The sequence below is a fragment of the Buchnera aphidicola (Nurudea shiraii) genome (genome assembly GCA_039829955.1).
Lineage (GTDB): Bacteria > Pseudomonadota > Gammaproteobacteria > Enterobacterales > Enterobacteriaceae > Buchnera_B > Buchnera_B aphidicola_AY.
The window spans coordinates 425333-443237 of record CP140035.1 but is presented as its reverse complement, the minus strand read 5'-3'; the positions used below and the strand labels follow the sequence as shown (position 1 = coordinate 443237).

The following is a 17905-nucleotide window of genomic DNA, read 5'->3' as shown; positions in this document are numbered from 1 at the left end:
TATTTTAAAATTTTATTATCTAAAATTTTAATTTTGTTATTTTTAATCTTTATGAAATTTACGTATAAGTTAATGTTTTTTCTTGAGAACATGTGTATGTTTAATAATTTTAGTAAAAAAAAGGCAATATTTAGAGACAAAAATATATTGCAATTAGTTAAAAAATATAGTTCGCCCTTATGGATATACGATTCTAATATTATGTTAGAAAATATAAAAAAATTATATCAATTCGATAAAATTCGATTCGCTCAAAAGTCTTGTTCTAACATTCATATTTTGAGCTTATTTCGTAAAAATGGATTAAAAATTGATGCTGTATCATTAGGAGAAATTGAGAGAGGGTTAATTTCTGGTTATAGTGCTGTTAATCAAGGAATTGTATTTACAGCCGATGTTATTGATAGAAAAACATTAGACACAGTGAAAAAACATAATATTACAGTTAACATTGGATCTATCAATATGTTAGAGCAAATTGGAAAAGTGTCTCCTGGGCATCATATCTGGCTTCGAATTAATCCAAAATTTGGATCTGGTTATAGTAAAAAAACTAATACTGGAGGAGATAATAGTAAACATGGAATTTGGGATATTAGTCAAGCCATTCCGTTCATTAAAAAATATAATTTGAAACTGATAGGTTTACATATGCATATTGGATCAGGTGCAAATTATAGGTGTTTAGAGCGTGTATGTCAAGAAATGATTGAACAAGTTGTGTATCTTAATTACGATATAAAAATGATATCGGCTGGAGGAGGTTTACCTATTCCTTATAAGTTAAATGAAAATCACTTTGATATTAATAAGTATTTTATCTTATGGAATAAAGTACGAAATGAAATTTCTAATTATTTAAATCATTCTGTTCAGTTAGAAATAGAACCTGGTAGATTTCTAGTAGCAGAATCTGGAATACTAGTTTCTGAGATAAGATCGATAAAATCTACTAGTTCTAAATTTTTTGTTCTTGTTGATGCAGGGTTTAATGATTTAGTTAGACCAGCTATGTATGGTAGTTATCATTACATTTCTGTTATTTCTGGTGACGGACGAATTATAGATAAAGATGATACCGTAGAAACAGTAGTAGGAGGGCCATTATGCGAATCAGGAGACGTATTTACTCAAAATGAAAACGGAGATATAGAAACGAGAATGCTTCCTAAAGTAAAAATCGGTGATTATTTAGTATTTCATGATACAGGAGCATATGGAGCATCTATGTCATCTAATTATAACAGTCGTTTTTTAATTCCAGAAATTTTGTTCGAACAGGGAGTATTTCGTATGATTAGAAGACGTCAAACTATACAAGAACTTTTAAAATTAGAAATAGATTGTATATAGATCGTAATATTTTTTATATAAATGTTTTATATTTTAATTTTAAAATATATGTAAATTTTATATTAATATTAAATTCATTTAATATAATAATATAATATTGTCATAAGTAATTTTAATAACATTTTAGATTTTGATAAATATATTTTTATTTTAAAATATGCTATTTCATGTTAGGGTGAAAATGTTTATGTATAATACATATATATTATTTCCTAATTTTAATCCTGTGATGTTTTATATATATAACATTCCTATTTATTGGTATGGAGTTATGTATTTATTAGGATTTATTTTTATTTTGTATAAAGGAAAGATTTGCTTAAAACGAATAGGATTAAAAAAGGAAGAAATAGAACATATGTTTTATTTTAGTTTTTGGGGATTACTCATTGGAGGAAGATTGGGGTATGTGATATTCTATAATCCGCTATTTTTTTTAGGTAATTTTTTTTATATATTTAAAGTATGGGAAGGAGGAATGTCGTTTCATGGAGGATTATTAGGAGTAATTGTAGCGATTTTTTATTTTTCAAAAAAATTCAGTAAAAATTTTTTTTTGATTTCTGATTTGATTGTTCCGTTTGTCCCGTTTGGGTTGGGTTTAGGAAGAATAGGAAATTTCATAAATGGAGAGCTTTGGGGGCGAATAGCTCCAAACTTTTATTTTTCTGTTTTATTTCCTAATTCTAAATTTATAGATTTAGAAATATCTAAGAATAATTTGCAATTACAGTTATTAATACATAAGTTTGGAGTTCTACCAAGACATCCATCTCAAATATATGAGTTTTTTTTAGAAGGTGTAGTTTTATTTTTTTTATTAAAGTTCTTTTCTAAAAAATTAAATATTGTTGGAGTAGTATCGGGTATATTTTTAATCGTATATGGTATTTTTCGTATATTAGTTGAATTTTTTCGTGAACCTGATTATCAAATAGGATTTTTTAATCATTTTTTTACTATGGGTCAAATTTTATCTATCCCTATGGTAATATTTGGTGCTTTAATAATTGTTATTTCAATTTGCAAAAATAGAAATTTCAATGAGATGAGTTGATATGAAATCTTATTTATTATTGTTAAAAAAAATATTAAAAAAAGGAAAAACTAGACAAGATCGTACCGGTATAGGAACGTTGTCTATTTTTGGTTATAATATGAAATTTAATTTAAAAGTTGGATTTCCGTTACTTACGACTAAAAAATGTCATTTTCCTTCTATTGTTTATGAGCTTTTATGGTTTCTTAAAGGAGACACCAATATAAAATTTTTAAATGATAATAAGGTATTTATTTGGAATGAATGGGCAGATAAATTAGGTAATCTTGGTCCTATTTATGGAAAACAATGGAGAAAATGGAAGTCTTCTAATGGTTTAGAAATTGATCAAATAGATAATGTGATTAGGCAAATAAAATATCATCCTTATTCTAGAAGGATATTAGTATCTAGTTGGAATGTAGGAGAATTAGAAAGTATGGCTTTATTTCCATGTCATGTGTTATTTCAATTTTATGTTTTAAATGACGTGTTAAGTTGTCAATTATATCAACGTTCTTGTGATGTTTTTTTAGGACTTCCGTTTAATATTGCTAGTTATGCTTTGTTAACTCATATGATAGCACAACAGTGTTGTTTAAAAGTAGGAAACTTGTTATGGACAGGAGGTGATGTTCATTTGTATAAAAATCATACTGAACAGGCTCAAGAACAATTGTTGCGTGTACCTTATTGCCTTCCAACTTTAAAATTCAATAACAAGCCTAAAAGTATATTTAATTATTGCATACAAGATTTTAGTTTATTGAGATATAATTCACATCCTCCTATAAAGGCAATTATAGCAGTTTAAATAAATTTTAAATTTTGTATTCTTACAATTTTCTAAATATGTTAAAAATCGTTTAAATTTTATAAGAATTATGACAAAAGGTATATTATTTATTATTTCTGCTCCTAGTGGAACGGGAAAATCTAGTTTAATTCAAGGAATATTAAATTCTAATTTTATATTTAAAATACATGTGTCAATATCTTATACTACTCGTGTAATTAGACCAGGTGAATGTCATGGTAAGCATTATTATTTTGTTTCTATTAGTCAATTTGAAAAAATGATTGAAACGGGAAAATTTTTAGAATATGCGAAGGTATTTAATAACTATTATGGGACATCTCAAAAAGAAATATATGACCGTTTACTTACTGGAATAGATATTTTTTTAGATATTGATTGGAAAGGGGCTCAACAAATTCGTCGAAAAATTCCAGATTCTAGAAGTATTTTTATACTTCCACCATCTAGAAATGAATTGCGTAGAAGATTATATAAGAGGGCACAAGATAGTGATGCTGTGATAGAAAAAAGAATGAAACAAGCAGTGTCTGAAATGAAACATTATGTTGAATATGACTATTTGGTTATAAATGATAATTTCAAAATTGCTGTATCAGATTTATGTCGTATTGTTCAAGTAGAACATTTATCAAAAAAATACCAAATTAGGAAAAACAGTGAACTTATAAAAAATCTATTGAATTAAAATAATTATTTTGTTCAATATAACGAGTTAATAATAGAATTTGATGTTCATTTTTAATGATACAATTTTGTCTTAATATAAAAATAAAATATAAATAACTTTTCAATTTATGTAAATAAATAATTTTTTATTTATTAAATAATTTTTCTCTTAAAAAAATTTTTCTTTCGTTTTCTTTGAGGATCTTTTTTCTTAATCTAATAGACGATGGAGTTATTTCTATTAATTCGTCATGATTTATAAAATTAATAGCATATTCTAAATTAATTTTTAAAGGTGGAGTTAATGTTATTGCTTCGTCTGATCCTGAGGCTCTCATGTTAGTTAATTTTTTGCTTAATAAACAATTCACAGTTAAATCATTATTTCTTTTATGAATTCCAATGATTTGTCCTTCATATACTTTTTCTCCATGTCCTATAAATAGTTTTCCTCTATTTTGCAAACTAAATAAGGAGAATCCTACTGATTGTCCTGTGTGTTTTGAAATCAAAACTCCGTTTTTTCGTAATCCTAAATTTTTAAATTGAATTTTTCCATAATGACTAAAAGAAGAATAAAATATTCCGGACCCTGAAGTAACGGTTTCGAGTTCTGATTTGAACCCAATTAAAGAATTGCTACTAAGAATACAGTTAATTTGTATTCGACCTATTTTATTTGAAGTAATATTAGAAATTTTTCCTTTTTTTTCTCCTAACAATTTCATTATTGCTCCATGATTTTTTTCTTCAATGTCTAATACAACTATTTCAAATGGTTCTTTTTTGATTCCTTCAATAGTTCGAATAATTACTTCTGGACGTGATATTTCTAGTTCAAACCCTTCTCTTCTCATATTTTCAATTAATATTGATAAGTGCAGTTCTCCTCTTCCAGATACTAGAAAAGTATTGGAATTTTTAGTTTCTTTAAATCTTAAGGAGATATTATGAGTTATCTCTTTTTTTAATCGATTTAATATATGTCTAGATGTAACATATTTTCCTTCTTTTCCAGAAAATGGGGAAGTATTGACAGAAAATGTCATTCTTACTGTAGGTTTATCAATTCTTAAATTTGGTAATGGATCGATATTGTTAGGATCGCAAATAGTATCGGATATATTTAATTCTTCAATTCCTGTGATAGCTATGATATCCCCAGAGTGTGCTAATTGAGTATTTATTTTTTTTAAACCAAAATAACTTAGTACATTTTTTATTTTTTTAGTAGTTTTTATGCCTTGGTTGTTTGCAATTACTACGGTTTGGTTGGGTTTAATAGATCCTTGATGGATTCGACCAATTCCAATTTTTCCTAGGTAATTATCATAATCTAATTGAGAAATTTGCATTTTGAGTGAGCTATTGTGGTTTGTTTTGGGTGGAGGCGTATGTTTAATTATAGTTTTATATAATAATGACATGTCAGGTTGCATTTTTTTGCAATCTATTCCAGAAGTTCCTAGTAAAGCTGAAGTATATACTATAGGAAAATCTAATTGTTCATCGGTAGCATTTAAATTAACGAATAAATCAAAAATTTGATCAAGAACCCAATTTGATCTTGCATACTTTCGATCAATTTTATTAATTACTACGATAGGTTTGATTTTATAGTCAAAGGCTTTTTTAGTAACAAATCTCGTTTGTGGCATAGGTCCGTCTAACGCGTCTACGACTAATAGAACAGAATCTACCATAGATAGAATTCTTTCTACTTCCCCCCCGAAATCAGAATGCCCAGGTGTATCAATTATGTTAATTCGATAATTTTTCCACTGAATGGAAACATTTTTTGAAATAATAGTAATTCCCCTTTCTTTTTCTAAATCGTTTGAATCCATGATTCGTTCAGATATGTTTTTTTGATTTTTAAAAGTATCTGATTGTTGTAATAATTTATCTACTAGAGTAGTTTTTCCATGATCAACATGAGCCACAATAGCTATGTTTCTTAAATTTTTATTCATGTTATATGTTATATGTTTTAAAAGTGCTTTAAATATGATAAAACATCATATTATTGAGTTCTAATTCTAACATAATTATATAGAAATAGTAATTATTTCATATTTAGTTTTTAGATGATATAGTTAAAAACTATGTATTTAGAGAGGACTACATTTTTATAAATTTTAAAATAGTGTTGTTGATATTTGTGTTTTTACAAAATTTATGTTTTGTATTAAGATCATAAATTCATTATATGTTCTTAGGAATTTTATTTTGTGTGAAATTAATTATTGTAATACTGTGTTTTTAAAAAGTATTTTTAATATAAAGAAAGAAAAATATAAATATGGATTTGAAATTGCATTTTTAGGATATTCTAATTCTGGAAAATCTACTGTAATTAATACTCTAACTAATCAAACAAAACTAACTAGAGTAAGTAAAACTCCAGGAAGAACACAATTAATTAATATTTTTGAAATATTTCCTGGAATGCGTTTAGTAGATTTTCCTGGTTATGGTTATTCTAAAACTTCCAAAAATATCAAATTAACTTTTAAAAATATAATTTTTCGATATTTAGAAATTCAAAAATGTTTAATAGGACTAGTAATGTTAATAGATATTCGACGTCCTATAAAATATTGGGATAAGATTATACTTAATTTAGCAAAGTTACATTGTATTCCAATTTTAATTTTATTAAGTAAAGCAGATAAAGTAAATATATCTAAGAGAAATCAAAAATTAAATTGTGTACGTTCTAACAAGTTAGTACTTTCAAATAATAATATATCAGTAGAATTATTTTCAACATTAAAAAATATTGGATTGAATAAGTTAAAAAGTCAAGTAAATTTTTGGATTAATGAAAACGTAACTTAAATATATAGTTTTTTGTTTTACATTTAATTAATTTCTAGCCAATTTTTTCCTATTTTTGTATTAATTTTTAAAGGAACTTTTAGTGTTTTAATATTTTCCATTATGTTTATTATTTTTTCACAGAATAATTTTATTTTTTCTTTTTTTATTTCGAATATTAATTCATCGTGGATATGAAGTACTATTTTTGCATGTGATTTAAAGTCTTGTTTTATTAAGTTATTGATTTTTATCATAGAGATTTTCATGATATCTGATGTGGTTCCTTGTATAACTGCACTTATAGCTGTTTTTTTTGCTATTTTTTGTATTTTTTTATTTTTGGATTTAATATTGGGTATAAATAATTTTCTTCCTTCTAACGTTGTTACAAATCCGTTTTTTAATGCCATATTTTTAGTATTTTCAATGTATTGAAATATTTTTTTGTATTTTTCTTTATATGTTTGTATGTAATTTCTTGCTTTTTTTATATTGATATTTAACTGTTTAGACAATCCATAAGAAGACATTCCATAGAGAATCGAGAAGTTTATTAATTTAGCATGATGTCTTTCATGATAAGTAATGTTTTTAAAAGTAGTATTAAATATTTCAGATGCTGTAATCAAGTGTATGTCTTTATCTTTTAAAAACGCATCTAAGAATTTTTCATCTTGTGAAAAGTGGGCTAAGATTCTTAATTCAAATTGAGAATAGTCAGTTGATACTAATAAGCAATCTTTAGGAGCTAAAAAAGCGGCTCTTATGTATTTACCTTCTTTATTATGAATTGGAATATTTTGCAAGTTAGGATGGGAAGAAGAAAGTCTACTAGTAATAGTGTTAGTTTGATTATAACAGCAGTGAATACGCTTAGTTTTTTTATCTATCATATTTAAAAGCTTTTCAGAATATGTATTTTTTAGCATGTATAAATTTCTATATTTTAAAATTATTTTAGGTAACAAGTATTGTTTGGATAGAATGGTCAATATTGTTTTATTTACTTTTTTATGTGATTTAAGAATAGGAATTTCTTGCATTAATTCTAAATTGGATAATAAATTTATTTTTTTGTGTAGTGCAATATACGATTTTTTTTGTAAATATAATAGTTTTAAATTGAATATATTTGAAATATTTTCTAGAATTTTTTTACTAATATATATTCCATTATTTTCTATAGTACTTAGAACTTCAATTAAGTTTAAATCTATGTTTTTAAAAATGTGTTTTGTTTGTGTATTTTTATCAATTTTTTCTTTCGTACTTATATATAAACTCAAAATCTTTTTAGATTGCTCTAAAGAAAAATAAGTTTTTTTAAGTTCTATAAGGGTATTTTTAAACTTTTTTTGAAAAGTATTATAATTTTTAATCCAGTTATCTTCAATGTTATTTAATAATTCTGCTTTTTTTAGTGTATTATTTAATAAATATGTTGCTAATGTAACGTCGTATTGATTTTTTGACAAATTTACGTTATATTTTTTTAGAACATGTATATCATTTTTTAAACTGTAACTAATTTTAGTAGATTTTGAATTTTCAAATATTTCTTTTAAACTTAAAAGTATATTTTTTAAAGTTATATATTTGTTTTTTTTTTAAATATTAATGGTAGATAACTAGAACAATTAATATCAATTGAAAAAGCTATTCCTAGAATAGACAAAGTATTTTTTGTATTTATATGTAAATAAAAAGAAAAATGAGAAGAATTTTTTAAATTCAACGTTAATATATTAAGTTCTTTTAGTGTTGTAATAATATAGAATTGTGTTTTTTTAGAACATATTAACTTTATTTCTTTTTTTTTAAATTGTTTGTATTCATTATCCATTTTTTTTCTTTTAGTAATTTTAGCCAGTTGTAAAACTCATAATATTCAAAATAATATAATAACTCTTTCATAGATGGACAAGACATTTGAAATTTATATATAGATTTATCTATTGATATGTTTTTTTTTATTGTAGCGAGATGTTTTGAAAGAAAAGCTAAATCTTTATTTATGATTAATTGTTTAGCTATATTTTTAGCACCTCTTAGTGTGCATTGAGATACTTTTTCAAAGTTTTTATATATATTTTTCAAAGATCCGAATTTTTCTAATAAAAATAATGCCGTTTTTTTTCCTATTTTTGGAACACCGGGAATGTTATCTGACTGATCTCCCATTAGTCCTAATAAATCTGGTATTAGTGATGGTAATACTCCATATTTTTCTTTAATTTCTTTTTTTCCTAAAATTTTTCCAGAAATATTTTCTAATATACAGGTATTTTTATTAACTAGTTGTGCTAAATCTTTGTCATTAGTGCTAATTAAAGTAGATTTACTTTGAGAACTAGCAGTATAAGCTAAAGTTCCTATGATATCATCCGCTTCAAAACTAGGTATTGTTATAATAGGAAATCCCATAGCGTTGATTATTTTATATAATGGTTTAATTTGAATTTTTAGATTATATGGAATGGTTGGTCGATTTTTTTTATATGGTTTAAATAAAATATGTCTAAATGATTTTTTTGAAGAATCAAATATTATAATTTTTTGAGTATTTGGATATTGAAATGATAATTTTTTTAGCATGTTTATCACTCCGTATATTGCTCCAGAAGGAGCATTATTTTTATTTTTAAACAAAGGAAAAGAATAATAAGATCGGTAAATATAAGATGTACCATCTACTAGTAAATAGTCAATGTTTTTTTTGTCAAATTTCATAAATAAACTATATAATAGAATTTTCGAATACTTTAATATTAATTAGAACTTTAGAAATTATAAAGTAATTTATTATTTTAAAATTTTTTAAAAATTTTTAAATCTCTACTTTTCGAGTAATAACTGTATGATATGTGTATATTTTTTAATAAAATCTTGTGTTGACTCATGACTTATATTTGCATTGTTTATAATATATTTTCCATTTATTAGCATTAAAGGGACACGATCTAAATTTATAGCATTTTGAATGATATTTTGATTGTACAATATTGATTTTATGGCAAAACAATTCCATAAAAATTTCAGTTCTTTCTCATCAATTGAAGTTAGTTTTAAAAATTCTTTTTTTAAAGTATAAGAATTAACTATAGTTTTTTCATCTTGAATTTTTTTAAACAGAGGAATCAAAACTTTTTGGTCTAATCCAATAATTTTTGATATTTCCCATATTCGAGTTAGTGAACGACCAAATTTTCCTCCTAAAAAGCTAGTATGATATTTTTCAATTTTAATAGCACTAGATATTTGTTTTTTTACATAATAATCTAGATTGCAAAGTTTTTCAAATTCATAACAATGTGGACATAAAAAAGAAAAGAATTCTATTATTTGAGGAGTATTAGGAATTTTTTGATTTAGTGTATTGTATTCCTTTTCTATTAGTAGTTTATCAACATTTTGAAATCCAAATAATGTTAATATAAAAATTAATAAAATTTTTTTCATATTATTTATTTTTAGTTTTTTGTTTTTAAAAGTATACAGTATAATTAATTGTGATGTAAAAATTTTATAGCTTTTATGAATAAAAACGCTAGATTAAATTTTATATTTTATTTTCTAAAATATACTATTAAATTTGGTATGTATTATAGTTTATTTATTGTTGGTGTGTTTAATTAATTGGATTTATTTATAGATAAAAACAATGTTTTTAAATTATGTTTTTTATGACAAAAATAATATTTATAAATGAAATTAATTGTTTAGAAATTTTTTGTTTTATAAGGTGAATAACTTTATTAATTTTCTACAATAATATTAAACGTATTTTAACTTATTAAAAACTGATTTTTGATAAATAAATATTTCTAATGCAAAATTTTTATAGAAAATGTGTTAACTAGTACGTTCAGCAATTCTTTTATAGAATCGATAGACTTAGAAAAAATTCATAATAATATTTTAAAAGATAGATGTCAAAGTTTATCTATATAGGTTAAATTAATTGTATAGTATTAAGAGAGATGATTATAAAAATAGTAGTATGTAAATATTTGTTAAAATGATAATGATTTATTAAGATTTGTTGATTATAACAGTAGAAAATGTGAATGTTATGTTTAAAGCTTATATTTTAGAGAATTCTACAATTTATAATATTATAAAATAGAAGTATATTTTAAGTTAAAAAATAGATTTTAAAGAATCTATTAATTATTTAAAGTATTTGAAAATTTTTTGAAATTGTAGAAACAAGCATATTAGAAATAAATTTTTGTATAAATTTAGTTTAAAATACATAAGAATAGTTAAATAATTAATTTGATTTTAAATATTTATTAAATATTAAAATAAAAATTCTTTATTTATTCGTTTGAGTATTAAGTTCTTTATCAAAATATATTAAATTAATATGATGTCTTTGATTTTTTAGGATTAATAAATATTGAATTTACAAAATTGTACTTTTATAAATTTTAATACTCAAAAAAACATTAGAAGTTTTTAAAAAATTGATATAAAACAATATATTTTAGTTAAAATTTGATTTTTTCGATAAAAAAGTAAAATTACTAAATTAACTAAATTATTTCATCAGAGATATTTATGTAGTAAGAAATAAATATATTAAATTAAAATCTTTAAAAAGAGTTGTTTTTTGTAGACATTTTGAAAACACTAAAAGATTTAAGAAGAACTATTTTGCATTTCTTTTTTTTGTTTTTCAAAGTATATGCTTTTAGCATTTCGAACCCATGCGAGTTTTCTAAAGTTTAAAATAATAATATGATTGTTAAATTTTTAAAGAATGTTAGAAGTTTAATTTAATAATTTGATTTAAAATTATTAATAAATTTTATATATGATTTTCTTTTGATGGTGTTTAAAATAATGTTATGACAATAATTATAACATTAAATTATATAAATAGAGAATGATAAGGTGATAAGTTCAATTATTTAAAATTTTTTGAGATAAAAAAGAGAGAAATATAAATATTGCATTATTAAATAAAATATAACAAAATATTAAGTTATTATAATATAAATTAATGGAAAATATGTTTAAATAACATTTTAAAATTATACGCAATAGTTAATATTATATAATTTAGACTGTAGTAGTCTTTTTGAAAAGCGCTTATATATTAAGTTACTTTAATCTTATACAATAAATATAAAATATTTTAAAATAAAAAAATTTTGTTATTTAAATAATTTGAAAATTTCTTTTATTTTAAATTAAGTAGGTTTATTGAAATAATTTTTGATTATGAGTTCTAATATTATAAAAAAATAACAATTTATGTAATTTGTATTTTATTTCTTATTGTCATGGAATTAAATAGATAATTTTTATCCGTGAAGTATATTTCAGAATTTAAAATTTTTAATAAAACATTTAATAAGATTATTTTAAAACGATTCAGAATTAAAAACAATTGATATTACGACAAAATATTAGAAACGTTCAGTATATCTTAGTATAATAGAATATATTAAATTAATTTTTGTGTATTTTAAAATTTAGATTCATATTTTTAAATTATAATTTTAATTATTCCTAGATTAATACAATTTTTTAAATTAATTTTACATACAGATAAATTTTAGAAAGTTATTAAATAAGTAAAGTACATAGTTTAATTTTATAAAAATTCTTTTAACCTTCCTATAATTTTAATTTTATAAATTAAAGTATTCGAATAAATAAATATAATTAAAGTTTTAATAAGATGAATAAAATTTAAATATTTTACTATAAAAATTCATCATGTAAAATTTTGTATTTTACATCATGTTTATGAATATTCTAATCTAATTTAACATTTTATTTTTAAAATAATAATAATGTATAATATGATATATAAATTTTTTAATTTTAATTTAGTATTTAAAATATAATTTATTTTAGCATTTCTCTAACATAACATAAACATTATATGTATTTTATATGTGTTATTTGTAGTTTTTTATAAAGATAAAATATGCATTTATTGAAGGTGTATTAAATTTTATAATAAAGATGATATTTATATTTACTATATACTTAATATTAAATTAAATTTTTTAAAATTTTTTAAAGAAAATTATTATATATTTTATTGAACTTTAAAATTTTTATCAAAATGTTGTTTTAAATAGTAAAAAAATGTATTAGAAACATATTTTGAAAATTTTAAAAATTTGTCAATGTATATTATATTTGAATTTTGACGTTTGAATAAAATGATAGTTTTTGTTTAGTATTAACGTTCCCATTTATAAACATATAAAATGTAATTTTTAAAATTTAATGATTTATTACATTTAAATATATATAGAACTTTTTATAAGTAGTAACTTTTAGAAAATATCATAATATTTTCTAGGTTTTAAGTTTTTTAATTATTATATATTGTAAATATGCAGTGTAAAATTTCATTTTATAGGATAGTTTATTATTTTAATACTTTAATGATATTTTAATTAGTAATTTTTTAGAGTATATATGTAATGTTAATAAAATCAGGATTATTGATCTTGTTATTTTTTGTACAAGCAAATTTTTTTTTAGGAGATAGTGGTTTATATAATTATATAATATTGCATGAAAAAATATTAAAAAAAAAGTCAGATATTCTTCGTCTTAGTAGACGAAATGCGAAATTATTATTAGAAATAAAACATTGTAGTACACATAGTGAATTAGAAGAAGAATATGTTCAAAGTAATTTAGATATGATAAAAAATAATGAAACTTTTTATAGAATTATAATGGATGATAAGTATCATCTTAACAAGATTGATTAATATTTATAAGATTGCTGACATGTTATTTTATGAAAAAAGTAGTAGTTTGTTACGTGTTAAAGTGGCAGCTGTTATTCCTGCTGCTGGAATTGGAAGTCGAATGTTATCAAATATTCCTAAACAATATATCAAAATAAAAGGACGTACTATTCTTGAACATAGTGTAAATATTTTTTTAATGAACTTTAATATAAAAAAAATAATAATTGTTTTACATAAGAAAGATAATTTTTTTTACAAATTACCTATTGCATTGCATCCTAAAGTCTTTTCTGTTATAGGAGGACGATCTCGTATCAATTCTGTGTTGTTGGGTTTATTAGCTATTCACGATTCAGAGTGGGTTGTAATTCATGATGCAGTCAGACCATGTTTGGATTTTCATGATTTAGAAAAAATTATGAATGTAATTAAATATAGTACATTTGGTGGAATATTAGCTACTCCAGTAATTAACACTATTAAGTATAGTATAAATAACTTAAGTGTTTTGCACACAATTAATCGTGATAAATTATGGAATGCGTTAACTCCTCAATGTTTTCCTTTAGAGTTATTAATATCTTGTGTAAAAAAAATAATAAAAAAAAAGATAAGTGTAACTGATGAAGCATCAGTTATGGAATATTTTGGATATTATCCGGAGCTGGTGAGAGGAAGTAGTAAAAATATTAAAATAACTTATCAAGAAGATATAGACTTAGCTAGTTATTATTTAAAGAAATAATGTTTTAAGAGAATATATTTATGAGAATTGGACATGGTTTTGATGTACATGCTTTTGGTAGTGAAAAACCATTAATTATTGGAGGAGTAATTATTCCTTATATGCATGGTTTGATTGCTCATTCTGATGGTGATATTATTGCACATACTATTATTGATGCGTTAATGGGTGCTACTGCTAATGGTGATATTGGTTTGATGTTTCCCAATAAAAAAAAATATAAAAATATCAATAGTCGGATTTTATTGAGAAAAGTTTGGAAAATAATTTTGAGAATAGGGTACGTTATATCTAATATAGATGTAACGGTGATTGCGCAATCTCCTAGAATGATATTGTATAGAGATGCTATGAGGAAAAATATTTCTATCGACTTAACTTGTTTAATGAGTGACGTAAGTGTTAAGTTTACTACTACTGAAAAATTAGGTTTTATTGGAAGAAAAGAAGGAATAGCGTGTGAAGTTGTGGTTATGTTAGAAGATTTAAAAAAAAATAATAATGATAAAGTATAGAATAATTAAAAAAAATATATATTTTTCAAGATCATATAAAATTTAAGATGAAACAAATAGCAGGTAAACTAAATTTAGATTGCATTTTAATTCCTGCTATTTGATTTTACGTTGTTTGTGTGTTTGTAAATATTTTACAAGATATTTATGTTTGTATGTAAATGTTCTTCAATTCTTATTAATCGATTATATTTAGATGTACGTTCAGACCTACTCATAGAACCTGTTTTAATATAATTTGAATTTGTTCCTACAGATAGATCAGATATAAATGTATCTTCTGTTTCTCCTGATCTATGTGATATTATTGTAGTATATTTCGAGTTTTTAGCCATTTTAATAACTTCTAGAGTTTCACTTAGCGTTCCAATTTGATTTAATTTAATTAATATAGAATTAGCAATACCTTTTTCTATTCCTTTTTTTAAGAGATGAACGTTAGTAGCAAACAAATCGTCTCCTACTATTTTGATTGTTTTTCCTAACTTTTGTGTTTGATATAAAAATCCGGACCAGTCTGATTCATTTTGCCCATCTTCTATAGATGTAATAGGATATTTATTAGTAAGAGTTTCTAAATAATGAGTAAATTCTTTTGATGTAAAAGTTTTGTTTTCTCCTTTTAATATATATTGTTTCGTATTTTTATCATATAATTCTGAAGCAGCACAATCTATAGCAAACGTAATATCTTTTCCTAAAATATATCCAGATGATTCAATAGCTTCTTTTATTATTTTTAGTGCTGATTCGTTTGAATTTAGATTAGGAGCATATCCTCCTTCATCTCCAACAGATGTGCTCAATTTTTTTTTTCTTAAAATAGTCCCTAACGTATAAAATATTTCTGATCCTGCTCGAATAGCTTCTTTTATGGTTTTTGAACAAATAGGTTGTATCATAAATTCTTGTATATCTATATTATTATCAGCATGTTTTCCTCCATTGATAATATTTATCATAGGAACAGGTATACTAAATTTTCCTGGTGTATTATTTAATTCTGCAATATGTTGATATAAAGGTATATTTTTGTATGATGCTGCAGCTCTAGCTGTAGCTAAAGATACTGCAAGAATAGTATTGGATCCCAATTTAGATTTATTTTTTGTTCCATCTAATTGGATCATAATTTCATCTATATCTTTTTGATTTGTAGAATCTTTGTTTTTCAAATTTTTAGAAATAATATTATTAATGAGTTCAACAGATTTAATCACTCCTTTTCCAAAAAATCGTGATTTGTCATTGTCTCGTAGTTCTAAGGCTTCTTTAGAACCAGTTGAAGATCCAGAAGGAATAGATGCTAGTCCAACACATCCTCCTGTTAAGTGAACCTCAGATTCAATTGTTGGATATCCTCTAGAGTCTATTATTTCTCTGGAAATGATTTTTTCAATTTTAGACATAGTTTGCTCTCTTTTAAATAACATATTGAAGAATTTTAAATATATGAGGAATTATAGGTTAATATTTTAAACTTTTAAATTTTATTGCTGCTTTTATAAAATTAGAAAATAAAGGATGTCCATCTCTTGGCGTTGATGTAAATTCTGGATGAAACTGGCATGCAAGAAACCAGATATGATTGGACAATTCTATAATTTCTACTAATTTTTTATTCTTAGATATTCCTGTGACATGTAGTCCGTGTTCTTCTATTTTTTCTAAAAAGTTATTGTTGACTTCATATCGATGTCTGTGTCTTTCTAATATAGTATTGGTTTTGTATAATTTTCTAGATAAACTATTTTTTTTTAAATAACATAATTGATTTCCTAATCTCATTGATCCTTTTAAGTTGTTTTTGGTTTTTTTAGTTAAGTTTTTAATCGGGGTTTTTTCTTGTTCTTGTATTAAAGAAATTACAGGATATTTACATGTAGGTGAAAACTCTGTAGAATTAGCTTCTTTCCAACCTATAACATTTCTAGCAAATTCTATTAATGCAATTTGCATGCCTAAACAGATTCCAAAAAAAGGAACGTTTTTCTCTCTAGCATACTGCGTAGACATTATTTTTCCGTTTATTCCTGTTTTTCCAAATCCTCCTGGAACTAAAATACCATGTAACGATTTCAGTGATTTTATGTTGGATTTTTTAATGTGTTTGGAATTAATTAGTTTTATTTCAACAATAGTTTTGTTTTTTAAACCGCCATGTTTTAACGCTTCTATAACTGATTTATAAGCATCTGGAAGCTTTACATATTTTCCGATAATTCCAATAGTTACTGTTTTTTGAGAGCTATATTCGTTATATATAACTTGATCCCATTCTGACAAGTCAGCTTGAGGGGTTTGAAGATTAAAATGATTGCAAATTAAATCGTCTACTTTTTGAGAATTTAATAATTTTGGAATAGCATAAATAGATTTTACATCATACAGAGAAATTACTGCGTTTTTTGATACGTTACAAAACAAAGCAATTTTTTTTTGTTCCGAAGTTGAAATTATTTTTTGTGAACGACATATTAATATGTCAGGTTGTATCCCAATTGATAGTAGTTCTTTAACTGAATGTTGAGTAGGTTTAGTTTTAATTTCTTTTGTTACAGATATATAAGGAATAAGAGTTAAATGAATATATATGGTATTTTTTTTTCCTACATCTATTGCTATTTGCCGTATTGCTTCTAGAAAAGGTAAAGATTCTATATCACCTACTGTTCCTCCGATTTCAACAAATATAATATCTTTGTTTTCAGAGCATAAAAAAATTCTGTTTTTAATAGCATTAGTAATATGAGGAATTACTTGAATAGTGGATCCCAAATAGTCTCCATTTCTTTCTTTTTGTAATACTTCTGCATAAATACTTCCTGTAGTAAAATTGTTTTTATGGGTCATTTTGTTCCGAATAAATCGTTCATAATGTCCTAAGTCTAAATCTGTTTCTGCACCGTCTTCAGTAACAAATACTTCTCCATGTTGTATTGGGCTTATAGTTCCTGGATCTATATTAATATATGGATCTAGTTTTATAATCGTGACATTGAGATGTCGTGCTTCAAGAATTGCAGCTAAAGAAGCTGTTGTAATACCTTTTCCTAGGGATGATACTACCCCCCCGGTTATAAAAACGTAATGTGTTGTCATATCTAACCAAAATAAAAATAGAATAAATATCGAATAGAAAACTGTTGGATAAAATAATATAGTTTTAAAATTCTTGCGATTTTTTGATTTTGTTATCGATAAAAAATTAAA

Annotated in this window: 15 protein-coding genes; 8 read left to right on the top strand and 7 right to left on the bottom strand. The window is 23.4% G+C overall.

Annotated elements, in window-relative coordinates; all coding sequences use genetic code 11:
- Positions 1–96 precede the first annotated feature (96 nt).
- From lysA to gmk, 4 genes are all read left to right on the top strand, one after another.
- On the top strand, positions 97–1353 hold the full coding sequence (lysA, locus tag U0T63_01975; protein XBC39106.1) for a diaminopimelate decarboxylase: 1257 nt from the start codon (positions 97–99) through the stop codon (positions 1351–1353).
- A 187-nt stretch (positions 1354–1540) separates the two neighbouring features.
- On the top strand, positions 1541–2410 hold the full coding sequence (gene lgt / locus U0T63_01970; protein ID XBC39105.1) for a prolipoprotein diacylglyceryl transferase: 870 nt from the start codon (positions 1541–1543) through the stop codon (positions 2408–2410).
- A 1-nt stretch (position 2411) separates the two neighbouring features.
- Positions 2412–3206 (top strand): thymidylate synthase, encoded by a 795-nt coding sequence (gene thyA, locus U0T63_01965; protein ID XBC39104.1) that lies wholly within the window; start codon positions 2412–2414, stop codon positions 3204–3206.
- A gap of 70 nt (positions 3207–3276) precedes the next feature.
- Positions 3277–3897, top strand: coding sequence for a guanylate kinase (gmk, locus tag U0T63_01960; GenBank protein XBC39103.1), 621 nt, complete (start codon positions 3277–3279; stop codon positions 3895–3897).
- 127 nt (positions 3898–4024) lie between these two features.
- Here the strand turns inward: gmk and typA are convergent, their stop codons facing one another.
- Positions 4025–5851: a translational GTPase TypA gene (typA, locus tag U0T63_01955; protein ID XBC39102.1), complete on the bottom strand. Its 1827-nt coding sequence runs from the start codon at positions 5849–5851 to the stop codon at positions 4025–4027.
- A gap of 256 nt (positions 5852–6107) precedes the next feature.
- On the opposite strand from typA, the gene yihA reads away from it, so the two are divergent.
- Positions 6108–6719: a ribosome biogenesis GTP-binding protein YihA/YsxC gene (gene yihA / locus U0T63_01950; protein XBC39101.1), complete on the top strand. Its 612-nt coding sequence runs from the start codon at positions 6108–6110 to the stop codon at positions 6717–6719.
- A gap of 23 nt (positions 6720–6742) precedes the next feature.
- Here yihA and U0T63_01945 read toward each other — a convergent pair whose 3' ends face one another.
- The 4 genes from U0T63_01945 to U0T63_01930 all read right to left on the bottom strand — a co-directional run bounded on the left by U0T63_01945 (position 6743) and on the right by U0T63_01930 (position 10160).
- Positions 6743–8176: a DNA polymerase gene (locus U0T63_01945; protein XBC39100.1), complete on the bottom strand. Its 1434-nt coding sequence runs from the start codon at positions 8174–8176 to the stop codon at positions 6743–6745.
- Positions 8177–8289: 113 nt separating this feature from the next.
- Complete coding sequence (locus U0T63_01940) at positions 8290–8544, bottom strand: hypothetical protein (protein ID XBC39099.1); 255 nt, start codon at positions 8542–8544, stop codon at positions 8290–8292.
- Complete coding sequence (locus tag U0T63_01935; GenBank protein ID XBC39098.1) at positions 8505–9431, bottom strand: 5'-3' exonuclease H3TH domain-containing protein; 927 nt, start codon at positions 9429–9431, stop codon at positions 8505–8507. The genes U0T63_01940 and U0T63_01935 overlap by 40 nt, the downstream gene beginning before the upstream one ends.
- 105 nt (positions 9432–9536) lie before the next feature.
- Positions 9537–10160: a DsbA family protein gene (locus tag U0T63_01930; GenBank protein XBC39097.1), complete on the bottom strand. Its 624-nt coding sequence runs from the start codon at positions 10158–10160 to the stop codon at positions 9537–9539.
- A 3020-nt stretch (positions 10161–13180) separates the two neighbouring features.
- Here U0T63_01930 and U0T63_01925 point away from each other — a divergent pair.
- From U0T63_01925 to ispF, 3 genes are read left to right on the top strand one after another with little or no spacing between them, the layout of a single operon-like run.
- On the top strand, positions 13181–13450 hold the full coding sequence (locus tag U0T63_01925) for a septum formation initiator family protein (GenBank protein XBC39096.1): 270 nt from the start codon (positions 13181–13183) through the stop codon (positions 13448–13450).
- Positions 13419–14177, top strand: a complete 759-nt coding sequence (gene ispD / locus U0T63_01920) for a 2-C-methyl-D-erythritol 4-phosphate cytidylyltransferase (GenBank protein ID XBC39095.1) — start codon at positions 13419–13421, stop codon at positions 14175–14177. Before U0T63_01925 ends, ispD begins: the two co-directional genes overlap by 32 nt.
- Before the next feature lie 20 nt (positions 14178–14197).
- On the top strand, positions 14198–14692 hold the full coding sequence (gene ispF, locus U0T63_01915; GenBank protein XBC39094.1) for a 2-C-methyl-D-erythritol 2,4-cyclodiphosphate synthase: 495 nt from the start codon (positions 14198–14200) through the stop codon (positions 14690–14692).
- A 134-nt stretch (positions 14693–14826) separates the two neighbouring features.
- Here ispF and eno read toward each other — a convergent pair whose 3' ends face one another.
- Together eno and U0T63_01905 are read right to left on the bottom strand one after the other, a co-directional pair.
- Positions 14827–16101 (bottom strand): phosphopyruvate hydratase, encoded by a 1275-nt coding sequence (gene eno, locus U0T63_01910; GenBank protein ID XBC39093.1) that lies wholly within the window; start codon positions 16099–16101, stop codon positions 14827–14829.
- Positions 16102–16159: 58 nt separating this feature from the next.
- Positions 16160–17794, bottom strand: a complete 1635-nt coding sequence (locus U0T63_01905) for a CTP synthase (GenBank protein ID XBC39092.1) — start codon at positions 17792–17794, stop codon at positions 16160–16162.
- Positions 17795–17905: the final 111 nt, after the last annotated feature.

Bases quoted from the DNA above. Each gene is read 5' to 3' on its own strand.
- lysA (XBC39106.1), top strand. From the start codon at position 97: ATGTTTAATAATTTTAGTAAAAAAAAGGCAATATTTAGAGACAAAAAT.
- lgt (XBC39105.1), top strand. From the start codon at position 1,541: ATGTATAATACATATATATTATTTCCTAATTTTAATCCTGTGATGTTT.
- thyA (XBC39104.1), top strand. From the start codon at position 2,412: ATGAAATCTTATTTATTATTGTTAAAAAAAATATTAAAAAAAGGAAAA.
- gmk (XBC39103.1), top strand. From the start codon at position 3,277: ATGACAAAAGGTATATTATTTATTATTTCTGCTCCTAGTGGAACGGGA.
- typA (XBC39102.1), bottom strand. From the start codon at position 5,851: ATGAATAAAAATTTAAGAAACATAGCTATTGTGGCTCATGTTGATCAT.
- U0T63_01940 (XBC39099.1), bottom strand. From the start codon at position 8,544: ATGGATAATGAATACAAACAATTTAAAAAAAAAGAAATAAAGTTAATA.
- U0T63_01935 (XBC39098.1), bottom strand. From the start codon at position 9,431: ATGAAATTTGACAAAAAAAACATTGACTATTTACTAGTAGATGGTACA.
- U0T63_01930 (XBC39097.1), bottom strand. From the start codon at position 10,160: ATGAAAAAAATTTTATTAATTTTTATATTAACATTATTTGGATTTCAA.
- ispD (XBC39095.1), top strand. From the start codon at position 13,419: ATGATAAGTATCATCTTAACAAGATTGATTAATATTTATAAGATTGCT.
- ispF (XBC39094.1), top strand. From the start codon at position 14,198: ATGAGAATTGGACATGGTTTTGATGTACATGCTTTTGGTAGTGAAAAA.
- eno (XBC39093.1), bottom strand. From the start codon at position 16,101: ATGTCTAAAATTGAAAAAATCATTTCCAGAGAAATAATAGACTCTAGA.
- U0T63_01905 (XBC39092.1), bottom strand. From the start codon at position 17,794: ATGACAACACATTACGTTTTTATAACCGGGGGGGTAGTATCATCCCTA.